The sequence below is a fragment of the Novacetimonas maltaceti genome, from assembly GCF_002906255.1.
Lineage (GTDB): Bacteria > Pseudomonadota > Alphaproteobacteria > Acetobacterales > Acetobacteraceae > Novacetimonas > Novacetimonas maltaceti.
In genome coordinates this window covers 24,413-32,732 of record NZ_POTC01000036.1, presented here as the reverse complement: position 1 = coordinate 32,732, position 8,320 = coordinate 24,413, and the positions used below count along the sequence as shown (strand labels likewise).

Annotated in this window: 7 protein-coding genes and 1 riboswitch; all 7 genes read left to right on the top strand. The window is 66.1% G+C overall.

All coding sequences use genetic code 11. The annotated features are described in order from the left end of the window. A partial coding sequence (locus KMAL_RS17440) for a hypothetical protein (RefSeq protein WP_219811424.1) occupies positions 1–302 on the top strand: 302 nt, incomplete at its 5' end. 36 nt (positions 303–338) lie between these two features. Beyond that, positions 339–500, top strand: a riboswitch (FMN riboswitch). A 93-nt stretch (positions 501–593) separates the two neighbouring features. Continuing rightward, a complete protein-coding gene (gene ribD / locus KMAL_RS11905; RefSeq protein WP_110095922.1) occupies positions 594–1,667 on the top strand; it encodes a bifunctional diaminohydroxyphosphoribosylaminopyrimidine deaminase/5-amino-6-(5-phosphoribosylamino)uracil reductase RibD in 1,074 nt (357 codons plus the stop codon). After that, on the top strand, positions 1,649–2,263 hold the full coding sequence (locus tag KMAL_RS11900; protein ID WP_110095917.1) for a riboflavin synthase: 615 nt from the start codon (positions 1,649–1,651) through the stop codon (positions 2,261–2,263). Before ribD ends, KMAL_RS11900 begins: the two co-directional genes overlap by 19 nt. After that, positions 2,263–3,531, top strand: a complete 1,269-nt coding sequence (ribB, locus tag KMAL_RS11895) for a 3,4-dihydroxy-2-butanone-4-phosphate synthase (protein ID WP_110095916.1) — start codon at positions 2,263–2,265, stop codon at positions 3,529–3,531. Before KMAL_RS11900 ends, ribB begins: the two co-directional genes overlap by 1 nt. Positions 3,532–3,553: 22 nt before the next feature. Next, positions 3,554–4,039 (top strand): 6,7-dimethyl-8-ribityllumazine synthase, encoded by a 486-nt coding sequence (gene ribH, locus KMAL_RS11890; protein WP_110095915.1) that lies wholly within the window; start codon positions 3,554–3,556, stop codon positions 4,037–4,039. A gap of 71 nt (positions 4,040–4,110) precedes the next feature. After that, positions 4,111–5,127 (top strand): lysylphosphatidylglycerol synthase domain-containing protein, encoded by a 1,017-nt coding sequence (locus KMAL_RS11885; RefSeq protein WP_110095914.1) that lies wholly within the window; start codon positions 4,111–4,113, stop codon positions 5,125–5,127. Positions 5,128–5,338: 211 nt separating this feature from the next. Then, positions 5,339–7,933, top strand: coding sequence for an MMPL family transporter (locus KMAL_RS11880; protein WP_110095913.1), 2,595 nt, complete (start codon positions 5,339–5,341; stop codon positions 7,931–7,933). The last annotated feature ends 387 nt before the right edge of the window (positions 7,934–8,320 follow it).

The following is an 8,320-nucleotide window of genomic DNA, read 5'->3' as shown; positions in this document are numbered from 1 at the left end:
AGCGGTTCCATTTTCGCCCATTGGGCGTCTGTCAGTACGAAGCGATCCATGCAGACCTTGAATCACAATCACACGCTTTTAAAAACCATAATTCCCAACAGACCCTGAAAAAAGCTTCACCAAAAACCTTTATTTCGAAAAAATCCTTGCCCCTGTGGCAATATCCGCGGAACAGGTCCTGGTTTCCAAAGGGCAATGCCCTTTGGCGGGTTTCAGGGCAGAGCCCTGAACCTTTCCCTCCTCTCGGCGAATGTGATCGGGAACGGGGCTTGCAATTGCCTGTCATTCTTCCCAAACTATGAAACAGTTGATGGGCTGGCTCATGGGAGCCGGTCCGCAGACGTTCTCGGGGCGAGGCGCAATTCCCCACCGGCGGTGTTTGACGGGGCCAACGCTCCCGCCATCAGTCCGCGAGCGCCTGACGGCATCGGCCGACAGGGACAGCAGACCCGGTGAGACCCCGGGACCGACGGTTACAGTCCGGATGATAGAGAACGCATGTCAGGATGTCCGTCCCTGGCCATGGGGGCGGCATGCAGGCGTCGTACGCCCCGGGTCCGTCCGCGTAGTGGATGGAGAGTAGCGTCGTGGACATGTCGGCCGGACATGCACGCACGGGGACAAGGGCGCAGGAACTTCCCCCCCATATCGGACACGCCTTCCGCGCGGCGGTGGCGGAGGCCGTGCGCCATGTCGGTGCGACGGCCCCCAACCCGCCCGTGGGCTGCGCCATCCTTGACGCCAATGGCGCCATCCTGTGCACCGGCGCGCACCATCGTGCGGGCACCCCGCATGCGGAGGCCCGGGCCATCACGCTGTGCCGCGAACTCGGCCTGATCGAACGCGCCCACACCATCGTCGTCACACTGGAACCCTGCAACCATACCGGCCGCACCGGGCCGTGTTCGCAGGCCATCATGGGCACCCCCATCCGCACCGTGTGGATCGGGGCGGCGGACCCGAACCCCAATGTTGCGGGCGGCGGCGCGGATTACCTGCGTGACCATGGGTGTGACGTGCGGTTCCTGTCCGATGTGACCGGTCCCGAGGCCGCAGGACTGGCGCGGCAGTGCCGGGGCCTGATCGCCCCCTTCGCCCGCCTGACCCGCACGGGACGGGCATGGATCACGGTCAAGCAGGCGCTCGACATCGAGGGATCGATGATCCCGCCTGCCGGGCGCACGACCTTTACCTCTGCCGCCGCCCTCGACCTCGCCCACCGCCTGCGCCGCGCGACCGATGCCGTGGTCACCGCCACCGGCACCATTACCGCGGATCGCCCCGGCCTCGACGTGCGGCGGGTGAGCGACCATCCGGGGCGCGGGCCGCGCCTGCTGGTGGCATGCACCACGCGCGGGCAGGTGGACGCGGCCTATGTCGCGCAGGCCAAGGCACGCGGGTTCGACGTGCGGACCTGCACCGACATCACGCACCTGCCGGACCTGCTGGGACAGGCGGGGGCGATGTGGGCGCTGGTGGAGGCGGGGCCGACCCTGCTGTCGGCGCTGCGCACGCACGGAATCTGGGATGACTGGCTGACGATCGGGGTGCGCCCCGACGGGACGGAGACGATGGGCGTCACCCTCCGCGACGGCAATGACACGCCGCTGTGCCTGTTTCCCGAACTGGATATCCCGAAAGGAGCGACATGTTTTCAGGGATCATAGAACATCTGGGAACCGTCACCACGACGCAGCGCGGCGAACGCGACCTGGAGGTCGCGGTGGCGACCGGCATTGGGGACCTGTCGCTGGGCGAAAGCATCGCGGTCAATGGCGTGTGCCTGACGGTGACGACGTTCGACGCGGCGGGCAACGCCACGTTCTTCATCAGCCCCGAAACGCTGGACTGTACCTCGCTGCGGCATCTGGCTGCGGGGCGGCGCGTCAACCTTGAACGCGCGGTCACGCCTGCGACCCGCCTGTCGGGCCATATCGTGCAGGGGCATGTGGACGCCACCGCGCGCCTGCTGTCGGTCACGCCGGACGGGGACGCCCGCCACATCGCCTTTGCCGTGCCTGCCCGCCTGCGCCGCTACCTCGTGGACAAGGGGTCGATCACCCTTGACGGCATCAGCCTGACGCTCAACGCCGTCGGCGCCCCGGGCGAGGATGCCGCGCCTGACGAATTCCGCATCGAACTCATGATCATCCCCCACACGTGGGAGCACACCACGCTGGGCACGCTGACGCCCGGCGCGGAGGTGAACGTGGAGGTGGATGTCATCGCAAAATACGTGGAGTCATTATGCCAGTACCGTTGATGCCCCCCCGGCTGGAAGAAGCGGTCGCGACGATCCGGCGTGGCGGGATGGTCATCCTTGTCGATGACGAGGACCGCGAGAACGAGGGCGACCTGGTGATGGCGGCCGAGCTTGTCACGCCGGAGGCGATCAATTTCATGATCACCCATGCCCGTGGCCTGGTGTGCATGCCGCTGGCCCCGGCCATCGTGACGCAGCTTGGCCTGCCGATGATGACGCAGGTCAACACCTGCCCACGCGGCACGGCCTTCACCGTCTCCATCGAGGCGCGCGAGGGCGTGACCACCGGCATTTCCGCCGCCGACCGCGCGCGCACCATCCTTGCCGCCGTGGCCCCGGATGCGCAGCCATCGGACCTCGTCTCGCCGGGGCATATCTTCCCGCTGCGTGCGAAGCCGGGCGGGACGCTGGAACGCGATGGCCATACCGAGGCCTCGATCGACCTCGCCCGCCTTGCCGGCCTGATCCCCGCCGCCGTGATCTGCGAGATCACGAACGACGACGGCACCATGTCGCGCATGGACGACCTGCGCCCCTTCGCCGAAAAGCACGGGCTGCCGATCCTTTCCATCGCCGAACTTGCGGCGTGGCTGCGCGCCCGGGCCGAGGCAAGCGCCGCACCGGGCGAGACGGCCTCCCCCTTCCCCCGTGTCGAACAGGTGGCGCAGGCGAGACTGCCGAGTCGCTTTGGCGGGGAGGACATGATCATCCACGCCTTCCGCGCGCCCGACGGGACGGAACATGTCGCGATGGTCAAGGGCCAGCCCGACGCAAAGGGGACCGTGCCGCTGGTAAGGCTGCATTCCGAATGCGTCACGGGCGATGCGCTGGGATCGCTGCGCTGCGACTGCGGCGCGCAGCTTCAGGCGGCGCTGGAACGGATCGACCGTGCGGAATCCGGCGTGCTGGTCTATCTGCAGGGGCATGAGGGACGCGGCATCGGGCTTGCGAACAAGATCCGCGCCTATGCGCTGCAGGACATGGGACTCGACACCGTGGACGCCAATCACCGCCTCGGCTTCGACACCGATGCGCGGGACTGGAACGTCGCCGCCGACATCCTGCGCGCGCTGGGAATCGGGACGCTGGACCTGATGACCAACAATCCCGACAAGGTCAGCGCCCTGACGCAGCGCGGCTTCACCGTGCGCAAGCGCGTGGCGCTCGACATCGCGCCCAACCCGTTCAACCGCGCCTATCTGGATGCCAAGCGCACCCGCATGGGCCACAAGCTCTGCCTGCCCGCGACCGCCCCGGTCGCGGACTGAGACCCCCTTCAGGAAACAGTCGATGAGTACAAACATCCCCTCCACCACCGTGGACCTGACCTTTGCCCGCGCGCCGCGCCTGGCCATCGTGGTCAGCAGGTTCAATGAAGACGTGACGCACGGCCTGCGTGACGGCGCGCTGGCGTGGCTGCGTGAACATGACATCGCCATGCGCGACGATGATGTCATGTATGCCCCCGGCGCCTTCGAACTGCCGCTGCTGGCGCAGACGCTGGCGAAAACCGGGCGTTACGACGGGGTGGTCTGCCTTGGCTGCGTCATCAAGGGCGAGACCGCGCATTTCGAGTATATCAGCCTTGGCACCGCAACCGGCCTGATGCAGGCGTCGCTTTCGACGGAGGTGCCCATCGCGTTCGGGGTGGTGACGACCTATACCGAGAAACAGGCGGTCGAGCGTTCGCGCGACGACATCCACAACAAGGGACGCGAGGCCGTGGCCGCCTGTGTCGAAAGTCTTGCATTGATACAGAAAATAAGAGGCTGTTAAGGTTGTAGCGCACCCGCGCGCGGAGGCCCCGCGCGCGACACGGACAACGGCGCGCGACAAGAGGACGGCGGATGAGGCTGATCACTTTCATCGCCGGAACATTCGGGATCGGGCTGACGGTATGGATGCTCTCCCGTTTCGGCCTGCATGACATCCTTGCCCTGATCGCCACGGGGGGGTGGAGCATTGCCGTTGTCATCATCTTCCATGCCACACAGGTCTGCGCCTCCGCCCTTGCGTGGAAGATCCTGGCCGAAAGCCATCGCCGTCCCCTGCCGCTGGGCGATTTCCTTGCCCTGCGCTGCGCGCGCGAAGGGATCAACAACCTCCTTCCGGTGGCGCAGGTCGGCGGCGAGGTCATCACCGCGCGCCTGCTGTCACGCCGCCATGGGGTGGGCCTGCGCCGGGCGGCGGCATCGACCATCTGCGACCTGACGATCGAACTGCTCAGCCAGGTGACGTTCACGCTCATCGGGCTCGGGGTGCTGTTCTGCCTCGTCAACCGCTCCGCCGTGACGGACGAACTGATGGAAAGCGCGGGCGCCGCCCTGCTGCTGGGCGCGGTGTTCTTCGGCAGCCAGTATCTTGGCGCGGTGTCCCTGATCGAAGGGCTGCTGATGCGCATCGCGGACCATCTCGGCTGGGGCGGGATGGAGGACATCCGCGGCCTGCACCATGAAATCATCACGCTGTACAAGACACGCTCAAGCTCGATCCGCGCGGGCGCGCTGCAACTGCTGGGATGGTCGCTCGGCACGTTCGAGGTCAGCATCATCATGCACGGCGTGGGCCACCCGCTGTCGCTGGGGCAGTGCCTTGTGATCGAAAGCGTGGGGCAGGCGGCAAAATCCGCGGGCTTCGCCGTGCCCGGAGCACTTGGCGTGTCCGAAGGGGGCTACATCATCATTGCCGGCCTGTTCGGGGTGTCGCCGCAGGTCGCCATCGCCCTGTCACTGATCAAACGATTGCGTGAGATCGCATGGGGCCTGCCGTCGCTGGTGGGATGGCAGTGGATGGAGCTGCACTGGATCGTGCCGGCAGGGGCGAAAAACCCCGCCCACGGCACGGAGATTCCGGAACAGTCATGACCGCCGCGCCATGCGTCCGCACTGGCATGGCCCGGAGCGATGCCACGCCTTCGCGCGCGCCTGCGCCATGTTGCTGACATGGATCGGGACCATGGTAACAAAGAACCGCCTTGCATCACATGTGCTTCATGGGCCAAACCGAGGCTCTTCCACCCGGTGCCAGGACGAAATACGCATCGGCAACGGTTTCTGAAGGGCTGAATAACTCGTCATGCTGTCGGTACCCCTTGGGCGTCTTGTCGCGTTCTGTTCCAACCGGGCCATTGCGGTGGTCCTGGCCTTTGCCGTTCTGGTCGGGGGGGCAGTCTATGCAAGCTATACGCGGCTGGGCGTCACCACGGATACGGGGACGATGTTCTCCTCCGACCTGCCGTGGAAGCAACGCTCGGACGAGATGGGACGCCTGTTCCCGCAGAAACAGGACCAGCTGGTCGCGGTGATCGACGCGGCCCTGCCGGAGGAAGCGCAGCAGACGGCGATCGACCTTGCCGCGCGGCTGAAGAACGACCACACGCATTTCAATTACGTCACCACGCCGCAGACCGACCCCTATCTCGTGCGCAACGGGCTGATGTTCCTTGACCCCAAGGCGCTGGAGCGCGTGCTGGACACCACCATCACAGCCCAGCCCTTCCTGGGGCAGCTTGCGGCCGACCCGTCGGGGCGTGGCCTGTTCGGCGCACTGTCGATGATCGCGCTGGGCATCGAACATGGCGAAGGCGACCTCAAGGGGTTCCAGTCCGCGCTGTCGGGCTTTGCCACCACGCTGGATCATGCGGCGCAGGGCCATCCGGAGACGATGTCGTGGGAGCGGCTGCTGGCCGGTGACCTTGCCGACCTCGGCGGCAAGTACCAGTTCGTCGTGACGCAGCCCAAGCTTGACTACGACTCGTTCCAGCCCGGCGGGGCCGCCGCCGACGCCATGCGCGACGCCGCGCGCGACCTGCCGTTCGTGAAATCCGGGCGGGCGCACATCCACATCACCGGCGACATCCAGATCGCGGACGAGGAATTCGCGACCGTGGCCGAAGGCATGGTGGCCGGCCTGCTCGGCTCGCTGGTGCTGGTGACGCTGTGGCTGGTGCTGGCGGTGCATACGTGGCGGCTGATCGCGCCGATCATCATCACGCTGGTCTCCGGCCTGCTGCTGACCACCGGCTTCGCCGCGCTGGCGGTGGGGAAGCTGAACCTGATTTCCGTGGCGTTCGCCATCCTGTTCGTCGGCATCGCGGTGGATTTCGCCATCCAGTTCTGCGTGCGTTTCCGTGCGCAGTCCCTGCCCGACGGGGTCGTGCCCTCTCTGCATGATGCGCTGGAGCGCACGGGCAATGAGACCGGGCACCAGATCCTTGTTGCCGCAACCGCGACCTCCGCCGGGTTCCTTGCCTTTACGCCCACCGCCTTTGTCGGCGTGGCGCAGTTGGGCCTGATCGCGGGCTTTGGCATGATCTTCGCCTTTGTCTGCACGCTGACGCTGCTGCCGGCACTGTTGCGGATCTTCCGCCCCACGGCGGGCCATGGCGCGGTCGGCTTCGCCTTTGCCAAGCCCATCGATGTCAGCATCCGCCACCATCGCAAGCCGATCCTCGCCGTGTTCGCCTGCCTTGCCCTGCTGGGCGCGGGCCTGATCCCGACGCTGACGTTCGATGCCGACCCGCTGCATACCAAGAACCCCAAGTCCGAGGGCATGGTCACGCTGGGCATGCTGATGTCGGAGCCGCAATATTCGCCCTACTCCGTCGATGTGCTGATGCCCAACCTCGATCAGGCGCACACAATGTCGGACAAGCTGTCGCAACTGCCGCTGGTGCATGATGCGCTGTGGCTGGGATCGCTGGTGCCGTCCGACCAGAACACCAAGCTGCCGATGATCCAGGACGCGGCGAACATCATGCTGCCGACCCTGATCGTCCCCAACCCCAAGCCCGCGCCGGACGCCAACGCCCTGCGTGAAGCCGCCGCGAAAACGGCGGCCGACCTTGGCAGCGTGCTGGACAGGCTGGCGGCCAACGACCCGCTGCGCCAGATCCAGTCCACGCTGGCGCGCCTGTCACATGCGGATGACCAGACGATCCTTGCCACCAACGAGGCACTGGTCCATTTCCTGCCGATGCAGCTGGACATGCTGCGCACCATGCTGCAGGCCAAGCCGGTGTCGATTTCCGACGTGCCGCCGATCCTTGCCAACGATTACCTGCTGCCTGACGGCCGTGCGCTGGTGGAAGTGCATCCCACCAAGCAGATGACCGGCAACACCGCGCTGCACCGCTATGTGGGTGAGATCAAGAAGGTCGCCCCCACGGCGGCGGGCAGCGCCATCGACATCGTCGAAAGTGCGGCGACCATGGTCCATGCCTTCGTCATGGCCGCGTGTGCGGCGATCGTGATGATCGGCATCATCCTGTCGGTCGCCCTGCGCCGGCTGCTGGATTCGGCGCTGGTGCTGGCACCGCTGCTGCTGTCGGCGCTGATGACGGTCATCCTGATCGTGTTCGTGCCGGAACAGTTGAACTTCGCCAACATCATCGCCCTTCCCCTGCTGCTGGGCGTGGGCGTGTCGTTCAACATCTACTTCGTCATGAACTGGCGCGCGGGCGTGAAGATGCCGCTGTCGAGTCCCACGGCGCGCGCGGTCCTGTTCTCCGCCCTGACGACCGGCACGGCGTTCGGTTCGCTGGCGGCGTCGCACCATCCGGGCACGGCCAGCATGGGTCGCCTGCTGCTGCTGTCGCTGGCCTGCACGCTGGTCGCGACACTGGTCTTCGTGCCGGCGCTGCTGCCCAAGCGGGCGATTGACGAGGAATAAGCCTCAGGGGCGTTGCCCCTGAAACCCCACCAAAGGTCGTGGACCTTTGGAAACCATTACTTTTAAACGAATCAGGGTGCAGGGAGCATGCTCCCTGCCGGGTCCGGGCAGCGCCCGGATGGCGCCCCGCGCAACTACCTTCGCGGGGGCCACAGCCTCAGGGGCGTTGCCCCTGAAACCCCACCAAAGGTCGCGGACCTTTGGAAACCGTTACTTTTAAACGAATCAGGGTGCAGGGATCGCGATCCCTGCCGGGTCCGGGCAGAGCCCGGATATCACCCGCGCGGAACTGCCTTTGCGGGGGCCGCAGCCTCAGGGGCGCCGCCCCTGAAACCCCGCCAAAGGTCGCGGACCTTTGGAAACCGTTACTTTTAAACGAATCAGGGT

Bases quoted from the DNA above. Each gene is read 5' to 3' on its own strand.
- ribD (WP_110095922.1), top strand. From the start codon at position 594: ATGTCGGCCGGACATGCACGCACGGGGACAAGGGCGCAGGAACTTCCC.
- KMAL_RS11900 (WP_110095917.1), top strand. From the start codon at position 1,649: ATGTTTTCAGGGATCATAGAACATCTGGGAACCGTCACCACGACGCAG.
- ribB (WP_110095916.1), top strand. From the start codon at position 2,263: ATGCCCCCCCGGCTGGAAGAAGCGGTCGCGACGATCCGGCGTGGCGGG.
- ribH (WP_110095915.1), top strand. From the start codon at position 3,554: ATGAGTACAAACATCCCCTCCACCACCGTGGACCTGACCTTTGCCCGC.
- KMAL_RS11885 (WP_110095914.1), top strand. From the start codon at position 4,111: ATGAGGCTGATCACTTTCATCGCCGGAACATTCGGGATCGGGCTGACG.
- KMAL_RS11880 (WP_110095913.1), top strand. From the start codon at position 5,339: ATGCTGTCGGTACCCCTTGGGCGTCTTGTCGCGTTCTGTTCCAACCGG.